The following is a 16,285-nucleotide window of genomic DNA, read 5'->3' on the forward strand; positions in this document are numbered from 1 at the left end:
GCTATTGATTTTTTTCGAGTGAGTTAAGTAATTCTCTTATTTCATCCAATTCTTCTTTCGAAGTGGTATGATTACCCAGTGCCTGCATTACCATTTGTGCCGCCGAACCTTGAAAAGCAGTTTCCACTAATCGACCTAGAAGGTTATGCTGGGTTTCTTCTTTTCCAAGTAGGGCTACATAGATATGCGAGCGTCCTTGCTCCGTGCGATACAAAAGACCTTTGTCGTGCATAATTTGCATCAGTTTCAAGGTCGTAGTGTAACCAACATTTTTTGTTTCTGAGAATGATTCATGAACCTGGCGAACGGTGCTCGGTCCATGCTCCCATAAGTAGTTCAGGATCTCTAATTCGGATTCGGTGGGCTTGATATACATGGCAAACAGTTATAGTACGACGATCTTCGTATCAAAGGAATACGAAAACTATCGTAAATGCAAGATCCTTGTACGAATTTTTTCGTAATAAATGTTAAATGTTTGATTTATAGTATGTTGGGAATAGGGGCCACGCGAGAATAGTTGCCTAATCATATCTATCAAATATGTCCGGACACAAAAAAACCGGGCGGTAACGCCCGGTTTTTTGATTTTCAAAGTTGATATCCTAAACGTATGTATTCAGCATAACAGGCATTACCAACATCAATATATCTTCGTTTGCCTCCTGGTCTATCGGGATGATCAACCCGGCTCTGTTTGGTGCAGAAAGTTCGAAGGTAACGGTTTTGCTGCTTAGATTTCCCAATACTTCGATAAGGAATTTTGCGTTAAAACCAATCTCCATATCGTCCCCGTTATATTCGCACATCAGTCTTTCGTTTGCTTCGTTTGAATAATCCAAATCTTCGGCAGACACCACTAGGTCGTTCAATGACATTTTCAAACGCACTTGATGGGTGGTACGGTTTGAATAAATAGATATCCTTCTCAAAGAGCTCAGGATTTCCATTCTGTTAATCGTCAACGAATTCGGGTTGTTGGAAGGGATTGCGTTTTCGTAATCCGGGAATCTTTCGTCGATCAGACGGCAGATCATACGGATATTACCAAAGCTGAAAAACGCATTTGAACTTGTGAATTCTGCTTTCACAGGAACATCGTCAGCTGGTAGACATGATTTCAGCAAATTCAACGCTTTACGTTGAATGATCATTGAAGTATCAATATCAGACTTGATATCTGTTCTGCGGTATCTCACCAACCGGTGTCCGTCGGTTGCAACGAAAGTCGCGCTTTCAGCACCCATTTGAACGAAAACCCCCGTCATCGCCGGGCGAAGGTCGTCGGTGCTTGTAGCAAAAAGTGTATTCGCAATTGCTGCTCCCAAAGAAAGGGAAGATAGATCAACAGCTTGTCCGCGGTTTACAGAAGGTGTTTTTGGGAAATCGATCGGATTTTCCCCCGACAATTTATAGCGTCCGTTATCGGATATAATCTCCGTTCCGAAAGTCTCATTATTGACCTGAAGTGTAATTGGTTGTTCCGGAAGACCCCTTAAAGTATCTAGAAGGAGTTTGGCAGGAATAGCAATGGATCCCTTTTCAGCGGATTCGACTTCTATTTCCGTGATCATAACCGTTTGTAAATCAGATGCGGTCACCGTCAATTTGGTGCCTTCCAACGACAAAAGGAAATTCTCTAATATGGGTACAATCGGGTTCGTAGAAACGACACCATTTATAGCGGCGAGCTGTTTAAGCAGTACTGATGACGAAACGACAAACTTCATAATTCGTGACGTAAGTGTTTAGATATAAATAGATTATGTAAAGACAGACGGTGGAAAATCTGTTTTGTAGGATACAAAAGTAGGAAAAATTACCCGTAAAGCAGCCTTATCGGGCGAATTTTCGGCTTCTTAGATAATATCTTATACCTCCAAAAATGGCAATTACCAAAATAGGAAGCAAAATATTGAGTACCTGCCAAAATCTTTTGTTTTCCTGAATCTGTATTTTATCAAGTTCCCTCACAGCAATCTGTTTATTTCTGGCTGTGATCAAGCCGTTTGAATCGGTCAGGTAATCGAGAGCATGCAGTATAAAATCCTTATTTCCATAGGTATTACCTGTCAGTCGATCATAACCCAAAGGCAGCGGGGCATTTCTTTTGTAATCAAAATCATTGACTGCTATGTCACCGTCCGAACATATAATTACCTTGCCACCACTGCCACTTTCGACGAAAGATTTAGCGCGAGGATCGGATGAAAGGATCCGGTTTTGAAAAAGTGATTGAAACGAGCCTTCGATAAGTATAGAAGCCAGTTTTGCGCCACTTTTATATTCCTCTGGTGAGGGTTCTTTTTTTGCTTCGTTATATCCAACTAATGCAGGAGTGTTGAGGGTTTGAGTATATGGCGAGGTAAGGAGCAATGGCGTCTTTGAGAGTTCGTTATTACCTCCGACTGTATCAATCGAGCTCAAAAAGCGGGTATATACCGCGTTGATGTTTCTGGTAATGATATGATCACCAAAGTGATTTAACAAAGGGAAAAATCGCCACGGAAGGGGCTGCAAATTAGGCTTGTCGCCCATTGCGCCAACATTCAGCATAATTTTCGCACAATTCAGATCCTTAACGAGATTGGTGTTAACTCTCACGCCCCATTTGTAATACAAATCTTCCAGGTTTAGCATAAGTGGTTGAGCGTAAGTGCCTTCCATGCTGATACTGTCTACTTTGGAGCCATCGGTAAAGAATATAGCCTTTCCACCTTTGATTATATACTGATCAAATTTGTATTTGTCCGCGTCTGAAAATGCGCTATCAGGTTTTAAAACGAGTATAGCATCTAACCCGTCGTATGATTCCGGATTGTTGACATCCATGAAAATATCATAGCTCTGCTGAATGGTTGCGATGATATCACTCAGGCGCGCCGGCGATATTTTGGTATGACTGACGACAAGACCAACTTTTTTGCGTTCCTGCTGATTAAGGAGTTTGATGGCCGAGGCCAGTTCAAATTCAACGCCTTCATATGATTGATTCAATTGTTCTTCCGGAGTTGCGGTTTTATTCCCTTTCAACAATTGAACAGGTACAGATAAAGTATCCTGAGAAACGATCGCGCCGGGAAAAATAATTTTCTCGGTACGTTTTCCATCTTCATTGGCAAAAAGATTGGTTGGGATTAATCCTCGTTCGATGAGATTATTGTATTGCGTTTGTCGCTTTTCCTCACTGATTGCGTCGGAGGGATCAGTAAAAGTGTAAGTAAGTTTTCCGTTGGAATAGGATTTGAATTCTTCCAGTGTTTCTTTGGTCGCGGTTTCCAGTCGTTCAAAACCGGGCGGAAAATCTCCTGACAAATAGACGTTTACATGTACTTCCTTGTCAAGATTGGCAAGCATTTCCTTGGTGGCGTCGGAAATAGAATACCGTTTATCCTCTGTAATATCCCATCTGAAATACACGAACGAAGCCAGAATATTGAGCCCAATCAGTATTGCAGTCAATATTAAAATACGAACACCAGTTTTTTTCATGAACCTAAAACGCCTGTTTTCTTGCAAAAATATAAAACTAACAGGAGTTTATAACAGGGTGCTATTTTCTGTATTTACACGTTGCCCGGTCGTCGGCGACATAATATGATTTGTAGTTGATGGCTTTCGGATCCATACAGCCTTTGAGGTTCAAAACTTCGATATTGCGGAAGTCGATGGGGTGACTTTCTGCTTGAAGTGCAATATATCCTGAGCCCAGAGGGGTGCCGTCTTTTTTGATCCATTCTTCCTCGCTTCCAACTTTGCCGTCTTTGAAAGTATGGTTTTTTCCAACATAGCCACCGCCAATTTTGGGTTTTGTAAAAGTAAGAACCGTGTCGCCGCCGATGATATGATGCACGATTGAGTCGCCCAGTACAATGGCCTCTGCGTCAACCCATTGGTCTCCGTTGTAAGTTTTAGAAGTTGAGTTGATGCAATGAGCTTCTGCAAGTTTACCGTCAATATCAACTATAGTACCAGGAGTGCAAAGGTTTCCGGTTGTACGTTCTCCGGCGTTTAATCCGCCAAGAAACTGCATTTCCAGAGATATCGGGAAATCCTGATCGAGACCAAGGCTTGCTGCGGACTGAGAATGGAGCATTATACCGCTATTCCGAACATTCCATGAAGCACCTCCTGGAACCTGGTTGCCTGTGAAACGGTATTGAAGTTTGATTTTATAAAATGAAAATGGCGTTTGATAATACATATGACCATATTCAGTTGTGAATTTGTCATACTCTTTATAGTTGACACGGATCATACCATCTTCAACTATGAACGTGTTTTTGTAGTTATCGTTAAGTTTTCTTTCGGCAATTTTAATATCCCAACCCTTCAGATCTTTTCCGTTGAACAACGAAAGCCATTCTTCCTTAGAAGCCGATTGGGCGAAGAGTGATCCGGTTAAAACCAGAATAAAAGCAGCAGAAAGCAGAAGCGACTTGAAGTTCATTATGTGTTGGATAAATAGCGTTTACTTGCAAGGTAAAGGCAAATCCACATGCTATTTACTTCAAAAGCGATGGTTTTGAACGCTCTATATTGGCTGAAGGTGATTAAGTGAGAAGTTTAGGGCTATAATTTTCTTTCCAAAACCTTCAAAATGAGTGACAAACCATTTTGGTCGTCCTCGTTGAAATCATCCAATTGGTCGCTATCGACATCCAGAATCATGGCAACGGTTCCGTTTCTATGAAAAACGGGAAGTACAATTTCTGATCGGGAAGCTGAACTGCAAGCAATATGGCCAGGGAATTGGTCAACATCGGCAACAATAATGGTTTCCTGACGGGAATATACAGCACCACAAACGCCCTTGTGAAAAGGAATACGCGTGCAGGCAATCGGCCCCTGAAACGGCCCTAACACCAGTTCTCCCTCCTTCACAATATAAAAACCGACCCAGAAGAAGCCGAAAGCTTCTTTTAAAACCGCAGAAATGTTAGCCAGGTTGGCAATGAGATCACTTTCTGTACTTATTAGAGCTTCAATTTGAGGGAAAATGGTTTTGTAGATTTCTTTTCTGCCAACTCCCTTCGGTATGATTAATTCTTCGGCCATTGCATTGTTGATATAGTTGTAAAGTCAACAGGATTGGCATTGAAAAAGTTACGGACGTTGTGAAAATGTTAATCCCGAAAAACGACTTTTTGTAATTAGACGTGTAACTATTTGATATAAAATCTGATAAAATACGTTATTTCGCGTTCAACGTTTTTTGGAGGCTAACATATTAACAATGACCGAACGCCACATTCTTTTAATGGACGGCCCTGACCATAAGGGGCTGATATATCAGGTTACACGTATCTTATTTGAACACAATCAGAATATCATCCGTAACGATGAGTATGTGAGTCCGTCAGGCTATTTCTTTATGCGCACGGAATTTGACGGCGAGGCTGATATCTCAACCTTACTTCAAACTTTGAAAAAGGAACTGCCGGCCGGACTAAACCTGCGCATCAATCCAAATAAGAAAAAGGATATTGTGGTGATGGTTACCAAGGAACATCACTGTTTGGGCGAGATGTTGATCCGATATGCCTTTGATGAACTAGACGCTAATATATTGGCTGTCGTGAGTAATTATAATACGTTACAGCCACTGGTTGGGAAGTTCGGCATTCCTTTTCACTACATTTCGCACGAAAAGAAAACAAGGGAAGAACATGAAGAAGCGATACTAAGAACTTTGGATATTTATAGGCCAGAATATCTGGTTTTGGCCAAGTATATGCGGGTTGTTACTCCCGAATTCGTCAGCCACTTTCCTGACAGGATTATCAATATTCATCATTCTTTCTTGCCTGCATTTGTTGGAGCTAACCCTTACCGCCAAGCTTATGAACGAGGTGTAAAAATCATCGGGGCTACTGCCCATTTTGTAAATAACGATCTGGACGAAGGTCCGATCATTGCACAGGATGTAAAGGAAGTTGACCACCGACAGACGGCCGCCGACATGGCAACACTCGGAAGGGACACGGAAAAAGGAGTGCTTTCGAAGGCGTTAAAACTGGTTTTTAATGACCGGGTTTTTATTTATAATAACCGCACCATTGTCTTATAAAAATAGAAAAAAGCCCTTAGTCAGAATCACCGAGGGCTTTTTATAATCTGATGGATGTTATTGAATATGTAATGTTACAAATAAATCTTCAAAACATCAAATTCATTTTCAGGCGATTAACCTTTTCTAAGTGCTTTCTAATTTATACAGAAGCGAAGGCGCGAGTCAGTTCTACCAAATCCGCATCATTCACCTCTTTCTTAATATCGGCTACATCCAGGAAGCGGGTATATAACTCATCCACGGCTTCTTTTTCGTAAGAAAAACCTAACAATTCAAGTCTGTGTTTCAAAGCGTGGCGTCCGCTGCGGGCTGTCAAAACGATATCGGATTTGTCTACCCCCACATCTTGAGGATTCATGATCTCATAGTTAAGATTATGTTTCAGGAAGCCGTCCTGGTGAATACCGGATGAGTGGGCAAATGCATTACGACCCACGATCGCCTTATTCGCCTGAACGGGCATACGCATCATCTTAGAAACAAGCTGACTTGTCGGGTAAATGTACGGCGTATTGATACCCGTCTCCAATCCTAATTCTTTATGGACATTTATGGCCATTACCACTTCTTCAAGAGAAGTATTTCCCGCTCTTTCTCCTATTCCGTTGATCGTAACTTCCACCTGGCGTGCGCCTTGGCTTAGTCCTGCTATGGAATTGGCAGTTGCAAGACCCAAATCATTGTGACAATGGATGGATATGGTCGCTTTATGAATATTCTTAACGTGTTCGAAAATGTATTTGATCTTTCCGCCGTATTCGTCCGGAAGGCAATATCCGGTAGTATCGGGAATATTCACAACCGTCGCTCCTGCAGCGATCACGGATTCAACGAGTTGGGCAAGAAACACCAAGTCCGCACGGCCAGCATCTTCGCAGTAAAATTCAACATCTTCCACCTTGCTTTTTGCATATTTCGTTGCTGCAACGGCTCTTTCGATGATCTTTTCGCGGGTAGTGTTGAATTTATATTGAATATGGATATCGGACGAGCCTATACCTGTGTGGATGCGACCTCTTTTAGCATACTGCAACGCATCTGCAGCAGCATCTATATCGCCCACAACCGCCCTGGAAAGCGCACAAATGATAGGCTCTCTTACTGCCTTTGAAATTTCCACCACGGACCGGAAGTCGCCGGGGCTTGACACAGGAAAACCTGCTTCGAGGACATCTACTCCTAGCTTCTCGAGTTGTTTGGCTACAACGATTTTTTCATCCGTTGTTAACTGGCTGCCTGGAACTTGCTCGCCGTCTCGTAAAGTGGTATCGAAGATTTGAACTCTTTGACTCATGGGTATGATGGAATTGTAACTGGATTACTAATTTACAAATATTCAATAAATATAAAACCCTTTCTCGGATAGAGAAAGGGTTTCGTGCGACTCGAAGACATACCTTTCTCTCTTTCAGACAACCAGGAAGAGTCGTTGGGTAGGTTCAAAATCGAAAAATTTCATCGTTGGACTTTTTGCGAAATTTCGCTATGTGCGATTTTCTTCTGCAAAGAAAACACAAGTTTTGCTTCCAACAAATATTCTTTGGCAAAAACTTGAAAAAAATTAAATTCTTTTCAATAATTCTTCCCCGGCGGCTTCTGTGTTCAAAATCTTGTCAGCAGGAGTCGTACTGTCTGCGATATCTTTTGTTCTGTAACCGTCTTTCAACAATTTATCAACCGCTGCAATAATTGCGTCCGATTCTTCTTTTAATCCAAAAGAAATATCTAAAAGCAAAGCAGCAGAAAGTACCGAAGCCAATGGATTAGCGATACCTTTTCCTGTTATATCGTGAGCTGAACCGTGGATCGGCTCATAAACACCCGTTAGGTCACCAACAGAAGCCGAAGCCAGCATACCCATAGAACCAGCGATTTGACTTGCTTCGTCTGTAAGAATATCTCCAAATAAATTGGCTGTAACCACAACGTCAAAGCGACGTGGATCTTTGATCAACATCATTGCCGCTGAATCAACGAATTGGTGTTCAACTTCTACATCAGGATATTCCGGAGCGAGCGCCTGAATTACTTCTCTCCACAAACGACTGGTTTCTAGGACATTAGCTTTATCAACAGAGCACAATTTCTTGCCGCGTGTGCGTGCAGCTTCAAATGCTTTCCGTCCGATACGCTCAACTTCGTAGCGGCTATATTCCGCGATATCGTATGCAGTATTGTTATCGTTCTTGCGACCTTTTTCTCCAAAATAGATATCGCCCGTCAATTCACGGAAGAAAAGAATATCCGAACCTTTCAGAATTTCAGGTTTGATGGAAGATGCTCCTAACAATTCGTCGAAAAGTTTGATCGGGCGAAGGTTGGCATATAGTCCAAGCTCTTTCCGCATTTTCAAGAGACCCTGCTCAGGGCGTACCTTGGCAGAAGGATCGTTATCATATTTCGGGTGACCAACTGCTCCAAAAAGAACTGCATCAGACGCCTTCATTTTTGCAAGAGTTTCGTCGGGAAGCGGATTTCCAGTCGCTTCAATTGCTACGTGACCAATCAGTGCTTCGTCATATGTGAATTCGTGACCGAATTTTTCAGCAATTCGTTCAAGAACTTTTTTTCCAACAGCGGTAACTTCCTGTCCGATTCCGTCACCTGGGACAACTAGAATATGTTTTTTCATTATTGAATTTGAATAGTTATTTTCTTTTATGACTTTGGAGTGTGCCGCCCGTAAGCTTGTCTCCCAATATATTCAGCATTTTTTGCGTCGCCTTGATCGCAGATACAGTTTGATCTGAGTCTAATCCTCTTGTTTTTATTTCTTTGTCGAGAATCTTCCAGGTGATGATCGTTTCGCAAAGCGCATCGGTGTTTCCTCCAGGAGGGATACGAACTGCGTAGTCTATCAGTAATGGAAGCTGCATGCCGTGTTTTGCATATATCATTTTCAAAGCATTCATAAAAGCGTCATACTGACCATCTCCCTGAGCGCTTTCCTCATATACATTACCGTCCAACTGAATCTGCAACGTGGCAGATGGTTTCAGATTTCGGGCATGCGTAAGCACGTAGTTCAGAACGACAACTTTTTCTTCTATGCTGCTGCTGTCCAATACATCGGAAATGATATATGGAAGATCTTCCGGCGTAACGGCTTCTTTTCGATCGCCCAACTCAATAATTCGCTGAGTTACCAACTTCAGATCCTTATCCGAAAGCGTGATTCCTAAATCCCTAAGGTTATTCTCGATATTTGCTTTGCCAGAAGTTTTCCCCAGCGCATATAGTCGCTGACGACCGAAACGCTCAGGCATTAACTTGCTGAAATACAGGTTGTTCTTTTTGTCTCCGTCGGCATGAATACCGGCAGTTTGCGTAAAGACACTTTCACCGATTACCGGCTTATTTGCGGGAATTCTGATACCTGAAAATGATTCTACCAGCTTACTGATCGAGTACAAAGATTGCTCCACAACGGAAGTCGTAATTCCGGGCATGAAGTCCTTGATAACCGCGATGGTACTGGCTAAAGGTGCATTTCCCGCGCGTTCGCCCATACCATTTACGGTAAGATGAAGGCCTTTTGCTCCCGCACGAATCGCTTCCATTACGTTGGCGACGCTCAGGTCGTAGTCGTTGTGCGCGTGAAATTCAAAGTGATGCTCCGGATAGCGATCTACAATTGCCTTGGTATAAACGTAGGATTCCGCGGGAGTAAGAATACCCAGCGTGTCCGGTAGTAGTATACGCTTGATAGGAAGTGTGGCCAGGAAATCGACAGCGGCAAAAACGTAGTCGGGAGAATTTCGCATTCCATTGCTCCAGTCTTCCAGATATACGTTGCAATCAATTCCTTTTTCCTGAGCAAGTTCCACCACTTTTTTAATATCGGCAAAATGCTCCTCGGGAGTTTTTTTGAGCTGATGCGTTAGGTGATTTAAAGAACCCTTTGTTAAAAGGTTCATGACACGTGCACCGGCGTCGATCATCCAGTTGATGGAAGCTTCTCCGTCTACGAAAGTCAATATCTCAACCTTGTCAAGATATCCGTTTTCACGAGCCCAGGATGTGATTTTCTGTACAGCGTCAAATTCTCCCTGCGAAACGCGGGCAGAAGCAACTTCAATACGATCGACTTTTACCTCCTGAAGGAGATATCTGGCAATGGTTAATTTTTCAGAAGCAGAAAACGACACACCGCTGGTTTGTTCCCCATCACGGAGTGTCGTGTCCATTATTTCAATACGGCGGCTGTTCATAGAGGCTCTCGGCCATCAGCAATCGGCTGTCGGCATGGATCGGAAAGAGCCCGATTACCGACAGCCGATTGCCGACGGCCATTTAGTAAATTCTTGCGGCTTCAAACTTTTTGATATCTTCTTTCATGGCCTGTAGATAATCGATATCATCAAAGCCATTGGTCATATTATGTTTTTTATAACCGTTGATATCAAAAGATTCCTGCTCGCCGGTTGCCACGATCGTGATCGTTTGCTCGGGAAGATTTACTTCAAGCTCGGCATTTGGATCAGCTTCAATTGCCTGGAAGATTTTATCTAAAAATTCAGGACTAACTTGAACAGGTAATATACCTATGTTCAGAGAGTTACCTTTGAAAATGTCTGCAAAAAAGCTGGAAACTACGCAGCGGAAACCGTAATCGTAAATTGCCCATGCAGCATGCTCACGGCTCGATCCACTTCCGAAATTGTGACCGCCAACCAGAATTTTACCTTTGTAAATCGGGTTGTTCAACACGAAATCCTGTTTCGGGGAGTCGTCGCCGTTGTAGCGCCAGTCTCTGAAAAGATTATCTCCAAAACCTTCACGTTTTGTAGCTTTAAGGAAACGCGCCGGGATGATCTGATCCGTATCCACGTTCTCGATCGGCAAAGGAACTGCCGTACTTTTTAATATGGTGAATTTATCGTAAGCCATTTTGTTGAGCTGTTAGCGATTAGCTGTTAGCATTGAGTTTCTGTAACAGCATTTACTTTCAGCGTTTAAATTCTTAATTAATAATTTACTAACGGAACTTTATTACTAAGCCAACAATTCCCTTGGATCGGTAACTACCCCAGTTACCGCAGCTGCGGCTGCAACGAGCGGACTGGCCAAAAGCGTTCTTGCTCCCGGCCCCTGACGACCTTCGAAGTTACGGTTTGAGGTACTTACGGCATATTTCCCGGCAGGTACTTTATCGTCGTTCATAGCCAAACAAGCAGAACATCCTGGTTGACGCAGTTCAAAACCTGCTTCTGTCAAGATATCCAGAATTCCCTCTTCTTTGATTTGCGCTTCAACGATATGTGATCCCGGAACGATCCATGCAGTTACGTTATCAGCTTTCTTACGACCTTTTACGATCGATGCAAATGCACGGAAATCTTCGATACGACCGTTGGTACAGCTTCCGACAAATACATAATCTATTTTCTTGCCAAGCATTGATTCGTTCTCATGGAAACCCATGTAATTCAACGACTTGTCGTATGTAGCTTTCCCACCTTCAACTTGTTCAGCAGTAGGGATATTCAAAGAAATTCCCTGACCCATACCCGGATTGGTTCCGTAAGTGATCATCGGCTCGATATCCGCTGCGTCAAAAGTATATTCTTTGTCAAAAACAGCACCTTCGTCTGTTTTCAAAGTTTTCCAATATGCCAACGCTTTATCCCATTTCTCGCCTTTAGGAGCTTGTTCGCGACCATTGATATATGCGAAAGTGGTTTCGTCCGGAGCGATCATACCGCCACGTGCACCCATTTCGATACTCATGTTACAAACCGTCATACGGCCTTCCATGCTCATATTTTCAAAAACATCACCTGCATATTCAACAAAATATCCTGTTGCCCCTGCCGTAGTCAGTTTTGAAATGATATATAGTGTTACGTCTTTTGGCGTAACCGCTTTGCCCAATTTACCATTTACGTTTACACGCATTTTCTTTGGCTTAGGCTGCATAATACATTGTGAAGAAAGTACCATTTCAACCTCAGAAGTACCAATACCGAACGCAATCGCACCGAAAGCGCCATGTGTTGAAGTATGTGAATCACCACAAACGATGGTCATACCCGGAAGCGTGATACCATTTTCTGGCCCTACAACGTGAACGATACCATTTCTTGCATTGCCCAGACCCCAGTGAGAGATACCATATTTTGCAGAATTTTCTTCCAAAGCCTTCAACTGGTTAGCTGAAAGTGGATCCTGAACCGGCAAATGCTGATTGATGGTAGGGGTGTTGTGATCGGCCGTAGCGAAAGTGCGTTCCGGATAAATAACACCGATATTTCTACTTTCCAGTCCAAGGAAGGCAACCGGGCTGGTCACTTCGTGGATAAAATGACGGTCAATGAAAAAAACATCCGGGCCATCTTCAATTTTGCGAACTACGTGTGCATCCCACACCTTGTCGAATAACGTACTTGCTTGATTACTCATATTTTATCAATTAAAATTTCGCCTCTTCATTCTTCGGCAACATTGAGCCACAAAAGAAATGAGGCTACAAATTACCATAAAATAAAGGGAATAAGTATAACGGGAAACGTTCAAAAAATAGTGATTTTGGTTTTTTGAGGGTTGTTGGGCGGGAATTGGTATTTGGGCGAAGAAATGGAGAGTTAGTTAGCTTATCTGTGGAATATTAAGGAATCTCAAATAAGTAGGAAATATCAACCGTTTTTAAAGACTACCGCGCCATTTTGCCGTATTCGATTATTATTCCAAAAAGTTTGTAACTCATTTTTTTTAGAACTCCCTCATCGAAACTTTCCCTAGGGATTCCCTAATTATCGGCGCTTCGATTTGATAAAATCGATTCAGTAGAAATTCTTTTTCTTTTCTGTCCATTTAAGTTGCCTCGAAATTCTAGTCACCCCTGTTTCTTAGGAGTCACTCCAAACCGCTCCTTATATGTCTTTATAAAATGAGAAACGCTCTCGTATCCAATATCTGTACTTATCTCGGAAACATTTTTGGTACTGTTGCGGAGTAGGAAGTCAGCGTAGTCAAGGCGCTTGTTCTTGAGCCAGGCGGCTGGCGATGTATTGAATTCGTCCTGAAAGTCTCTTTTGAAAACGGATAGGCTTCTTCCCGATAGTCTGGCCAGCTCGGTAAGTGTCAAAGGTTTGAGATAATAGCTGTTCATCAAAAATGACAGGTCCACTTTTTCGCCTTTATAAAGGCTATACAATATCGCTCTTAATTGTTTGGAGCTATCCAGTTCCAGCAAATGAAGCAATAGCTCCTGGAATTTGAGTCGTAAGAAGTGGTTTTTTAATTCTGTCCTCGATCGGAAATATGGAAAGACAGAGTCAATGAATTTCTGGAAATTATCGTCGGATTTGAGGAGCAGAATCGGATTGGCGAGCACTGTTGTTGATTCTTCGGTATTAAAGAGCTCAGGATGAAGACCGACGAATTCTTTCAAAAGCTTTTCATCAAAAAAGAAAACCAAGCTTTTATATGACTCATTGATTGATTCCGACATAAGGTAAAAACCTCTCTGAACAAACAAGATATCACCTTTTTCAACATGTACTTCCTGAGTGGGGCTGGTGAATTTCTTTTCTCCTTCCAACACCACAATTACTGCATGTTCTTCAAAGAAAACATCATATTTCGATGGATATACTTCGTTACGATATGCCACAAAGGTCATATCCTGAATCTTCAGTGATTCAAATTCCTGAGAACTGATATCGGATGGAACGCGTAGCAATGGTTAATTCTCAGTTAGTGAAGCGTATTGTATTTCTTTTTTTCTTCGCAGAACAAACGGAGACCCTTCTTACACCAAAAACTGAAACAAATCAGGCTGATCGTTCAGATATTCATATGCGATTTTGCCTTCGTCCATTCTTTCAATCAAGGGCTGAAAATCTTCTCTGTTTTTGAGCTCGATACCAACTAAGGCCGGACCTTGTTCCCGGCTGGTTTTTTTGACATATTCGAACCTTGCGATATCGTCATTTGGGCCCAAAACATTCAAAAATTCACGGAAAGCACCCGAGCGTTGTGGAAAACGGATGATGAAATAGTGTTTCAGTCCTTCATAAAGCAGTGACCGTTCCTTAATTTCCTCAGTGCGGGTGATATCATTATTACCGCCGCTGATGAGCGCAACTACATTTTTGCCTTTGATTTGATCTTTTACAAAGTCCAACGCAGCCACTGTAAGGGCTCCGGCTGGTTCTGCAACGATCGCTTCTTCGTTATATAGCTGAAGAATCGTTGAACAAACTTTTCCTTCGGGTACCAGCAATACTTCATCCAGACTTTTACGGCAAACTTCAAAAGTGATATCTCCGGCACGACGAACAGCTGCGCCATCTACGAATTTGTCAATATTGTCTAATGTAACAACATGCCCCTCGGCTATCGATTTTTGCATTGTTGGCGAGCCAAGAGGCTCTATACCAATGAGTTTAGTATTAGGGGATAATTGCTTAAAAACGGTCGATATACCGGCAGCAAGTCCACCACCTCCAATTGCCATCAGTAAATAATCTATCCGAAAATTCGCGTCTTTGAATATCTCCAATCCCACAGTTCCTTGTCCTTCAATAACTTGAAGGTCGTCGAACGGGTGTACAAAGGTGGCGTTATTAGCAGTCTGATATTCAACAGAGGCGTGATATGCATCATCATAGGTGTCACCGATCAGGTGTACTTCAACCCATTCTTTTCCAAACAGGCGAACTTGTTTTACTTTTTGAGCGGGTGTAGTAGTTGGCATAAAAATCGCCCCTTTCACTTCCATTTGTCGACAGGCATATGCAACGCCCTGGGCATGATTTCCTGCGCTTGCACATACAATACCGCCTGCAAGAGCTTCCGGGCTCAGGCTCGCCATTTTGTTATATGCACCTCTGATCTTGTATGATCTTACGGTTTGCAGATCTTCTCTTTTAAGATAAATATTCGCCTCATATTGTTCTGACAAATGAGCGTTATATAGGATAGGAGTGTGATTTATAACTCCCCGAAGCCGCTCAGCTGCCAGAAAAATGTTGTCTAGCGTTGGTGTCGTCGGAGAATTATCAGCCGAATTTTTCATAGTAAAAAGAAAAAAGCCTTACGATTGATCGTAAAGGCTCAAATTTAGTAAGAAAGACTACGCGATATCACTCGCGTAGTCTTCTGAAATAATATTAGCTTCTTTCAGGACGAAGGCTACGTACAGTTGCACCAGCTCTCCACATTTCTGATTCGCGAAGTTCAGCCAATTCAGCTTCCAATTTCACGCGGTAGTCAGACTGTGAGTTACGAGTGATAGAAATTTTAGCTTGCTCGCCGCTTTTTACAGAATTGTAAAGTTGTTCGAAAACAGGCTTGGTTGCGTCGCGGAAAGGTTTCCACCAGTCAAGAGCACCACGCTGAGCAGTAGTCGAACAGTTTGCGTACATCCAGTCCATACCGTTTTCAGCAACAAGTGGCATCAACGACTGAGTCAATTCTTCCACTGTTTCGTTGAATGCTTCTGATGGAGAGTGTCCGTTGGTACGCAATACTTCATATTGAGCAGCAAAGATACCTTGAATAGCACCCATCAGAGTTCCACGCTCGCCAGTAAGGTCAGAAGTAACTTCACGGTAGAAATCAGTTTCGAACAGATATCCTGAACCAACACCGATACCCATAGCGATACATTTCTCACGAGCTTTACCCGTTGCATCCTGGAAGATAGCGAAAGAAGAGTTCAAGCCTTTTCCTTCTACGAACAAACGACGAAGAGAAGTACCTGATCCTTTTGGAGCTACAAGGTAAACATCCACGTCGGCAGGAGGAACGATACCAGTTTGGTCTTTATATGTTACACCGAAACCATGTGAGAAATACAATGATTTACCGGCAGTAAGGTGTTTCTTAACAGTTGGCCAAAGTTCGATCTGAGCAGCGTCAGAAAGAAGGTAGCAAATGATTGTTCCTTTTGCAAGCGCTTCTTCGATTTCAAAAAGCGTTTCGCCAGGTACCCAGCCGTCTGCAACAGCTTTATCCCAAGATGCACCACCTTGACGTTGTCCAACGATTACGTTGAAACCATTGTCACGCATGTTAAGGCTCTGGCCAGGGCCTTGTACGCCGTATCCGATTACAGCAATTGTTTCGGTTGAAAGTACTTCACGCGCTTTTTCAAGAGGAAACTCTTCACGGGTTACTACTTCTTCTTCGAGCCCGCCGAAATTTAATTTTGCCATTGATTATTGATTGGATGATTGATTACTATTAAATAAAAAACAATACTAA

The 16,285-nt window shown here is 42.6% G+C and carries 14 protein-coding genes; 1 reads left to right on the forward strand and 13 read right to left on the reverse strand.

Annotated features, from left to right (window positions below; genetic code table 11):
- Position 1: 1 nt before the first annotated feature.
- The 5 genes from AC1XUD_RS09175 to AC1XUD_RS09195 form a co-directional block, all read right to left on the reverse strand.
- Positions 2-376 (reverse strand): BlaI/MecI/CopY family transcriptional regulator, encoded by a 375-nt coding sequence (locus AC1XUD_RS09175; protein ID WP_483360681.1) that lies wholly within the window; start codon positions 374-376, stop codon positions 2-4.
- A 229-nt stretch (positions 377-605) separates the two neighbouring features.
- Positions 606-1,730, reverse strand: coding sequence for a DNA polymerase III subunit beta (gene dnaN / locus AC1XUD_RS09180; protein WP_483360682.1), 1,125 nt, complete (start codon positions 1,728-1,730; stop codon positions 606-608).
- 106 nt (positions 1,731-1,836) lie between these two features.
- Positions 1,837-3,492: a gliding motility-associated ABC transporter substrate-binding protein GldG gene (gene gldG / locus AC1XUD_RS09185; protein WP_483360683.1), complete on the reverse strand. Its 1,656-nt coding sequence runs from the start codon at positions 3,490-3,492 to the stop codon at positions 1,837-1,839.
- A gap of 61 nt (positions 3,493-3,553) precedes the next feature.
- On the reverse strand, positions 3,554-4,450 hold the full coding sequence (locus AC1XUD_RS09190; protein ID WP_483360684.1) for a 3-keto-disaccharide hydrolase: 897 nt from the start codon (positions 4,448-4,450) through the stop codon (positions 3,554-3,556).
- A 122-nt stretch (positions 4,451-4,572) separates the two neighbouring features.
- On the reverse strand, positions 4,573-5,058 hold the full coding sequence (locus tag AC1XUD_RS09195) for a GAF domain-containing protein (RefSeq protein WP_483360685.1): 486 nt from the start codon (positions 5,056-5,058) through the stop codon (positions 4,573-4,575).
- A gap of 202 nt (positions 5,059-5,260) precedes the next feature.
- Between AC1XUD_RS09195 and purU the strand changes: the two genes are divergently transcribed.
- A complete protein-coding gene (gene purU / locus AC1XUD_RS09200) occupies positions 5,261-6,070 on the forward strand; it encodes a formyltetrahydrofolate deformylase (protein WP_483360961.1) in 810 nt (269 codons plus the stop codon).
- A gap of 142 nt (positions 6,071-6,212) precedes the next feature.
- Here purU and AC1XUD_RS09205 read toward each other — a convergent pair whose 3' ends face one another.
- From AC1XUD_RS09205 to ilvC, 8 genes are all read right to left on the reverse strand, one after another.
- The gene (locus AC1XUD_RS09205) at positions 6,213-7,367 is read right to left on the reverse strand and encodes a 2-isopropylmalate synthase (RefSeq protein WP_483360686.1); all 1,155 of its coding nucleotides are present in this window, start codon (positions 7,365-7,367) and stop codon (positions 6,213-6,215) included.
- Positions 7,368-7,634: 267 nt separating this feature from the next.
- Positions 7,635-8,705: a 3-isopropylmalate dehydrogenase gene (gene leuB / locus AC1XUD_RS09210; RefSeq protein ID WP_483360687.1), complete on the reverse strand. Its 1,071-nt coding sequence runs from the start codon at positions 8,703-8,705 to the stop codon at positions 7,635-7,637.
- A gap of 16 nt (positions 8,706-8,721) precedes the next feature.
- Positions 8,722-10,284, reverse strand: a complete 1,563-nt coding sequence (locus tag AC1XUD_RS09215) for an alpha-isopropylmalate synthase regulatory domain-containing protein (protein WP_483360688.1) — start codon at positions 10,282-10,284, stop codon at positions 8,722-8,724.
- 82 nt (positions 10,285-10,366) lie between these two features.
- Positions 10,367-10,963, reverse strand: a complete 597-nt coding sequence (leuD, locus tag AC1XUD_RS09220) for a 3-isopropylmalate dehydratase small subunit (RefSeq protein WP_483360689.1) — start codon at positions 10,961-10,963, stop codon at positions 10,367-10,369.
- A gap of 105 nt (positions 10,964-11,068) precedes the next feature.
- Positions 11,069-12,475, reverse strand: coding sequence for a 3-isopropylmalate dehydratase large subunit (leuC, locus tag AC1XUD_RS09225; RefSeq protein WP_483360690.1), 1,407 nt, complete (start codon positions 12,473-12,475; stop codon positions 11,069-11,071).
- A gap of 433 nt (positions 12,476-12,908) precedes the next feature.
- Entirely contained in the window at positions 12,909-13,757 is an 849-nt protein-coding gene (locus tag AC1XUD_RS09230; RefSeq protein ID WP_483360691.1) for an AraC family transcriptional regulator, read from the reverse strand.
- A gap of 69 nt (positions 13,758-13,826) precedes the next feature.
- Positions 13,827-15,095 (reverse strand): threonine ammonia-lyase IlvA, encoded by a 1,269-nt coding sequence (gene ilvA, locus AC1XUD_RS09235; protein ID WP_483360692.1) that lies wholly within the window; start codon positions 15,093-15,095, stop codon positions 13,827-13,829.
- 94 nt (positions 15,096-15,189) lie between these two features.
- A complete protein-coding gene (gene ilvC, locus AC1XUD_RS09240) occupies positions 15,190-16,236 on the reverse strand; it encodes a ketol-acid reductoisomerase (protein ID WP_483360693.1) in 1,047 nt (348 codons plus the stop codon).
- Between the last annotated feature and the right edge of the window lie 49 nt (positions 16,237-16,285).

The sequence above is a fragment of the Dyadobacter sp. HNCC25DJ184 genome, from assembly GCF_056895215.1.

What these genes read in the sequence shown, in the direction of transcription:
- gldG (WP_483360683.1), bottom strand. Translation starts at nt 3,492, where the DNA reads ATGAAAAAAACTGGTGTTCGTATTTTAATATTGACTGCAATACTGATT.
- ilvC (WP_483360693.1), bottom strand. Translation starts at nt 16,236, where the DNA reads ATGGCAAAATTAAATTTCGGCGGGCTCGAAGAAGAAGTAGTAACCCGT.
- AC1XUD_RS09195 (WP_483360685.1), bottom strand. Translation starts at nt 5,058, where the DNA reads ATGGCCGAAGAATTAATCATACCGAAGGGAGTTGGCAGAAAAGAAATC.
- AC1XUD_RS09205 (WP_483360686.1), bottom strand. Translation starts at nt 7,367, where the DNA reads ATGAGTCAAAGAGTTCAAATCTTCGATACCACTTTACGAGACGGCGAG.
- AC1XUD_RS09175 (WP_483360681.1), bottom strand. Translation starts at nt 376, where the DNA reads ATGTATATCAAGCCCACCGAATCCGAATTAGAGATCCTGAACTACTTA.
- purU (WP_483360961.1), top strand. Translation starts at nt 5,261, where the DNA reads ATGGACGGCCCTGACCATAAGGGGCTGATATATCAGGTTACACGTATC.
- leuD (WP_483360689.1), bottom strand. Translation starts at nt 10,963, where the DNA reads ATGGCTTACGATAAATTCACCATATTAAAAAGTACGGCAGTTCCTTTG.
- leuC (WP_483360690.1), bottom strand. Translation starts at nt 12,475, where the DNA reads ATGAGTAATCAAGCAAGTACGTTATTCGACAAGGTGTGGGATGCACAC.
- ilvA (WP_483360692.1), bottom strand. Translation starts at nt 15,095, where the DNA reads ATGAAAAATTCGGCTGATAATTCTCCGACGACACCAACGCTAGACAAC.
- dnaN (WP_483360682.1), bottom strand. Translation starts at nt 1,730, where the DNA reads ATGAAGTTTGTCGTTTCGTCATCAGTACTGCTTAAACAGCTCGCCGCT.
- AC1XUD_RS09190 (WP_483360684.1), bottom strand. Translation starts at nt 4,450, where the DNA reads ATGAACTTCAAGTCGCTTCTGCTTTCTGCTGCTTTTATTCTGGTTTTA.
- AC1XUD_RS09215 (WP_483360688.1), bottom strand. Translation starts at nt 10,284, where the DNA reads ATGAACAGCCGCCGTATTGAAATAATGGACACGACACTCCGTGATGGG.
- leuB (WP_483360687.1), bottom strand. Translation starts at nt 8,705, where the DNA reads ATGAAAAAACATATTCTAGTTGTCCCAGGTGACGGAATCGGACAGGAA.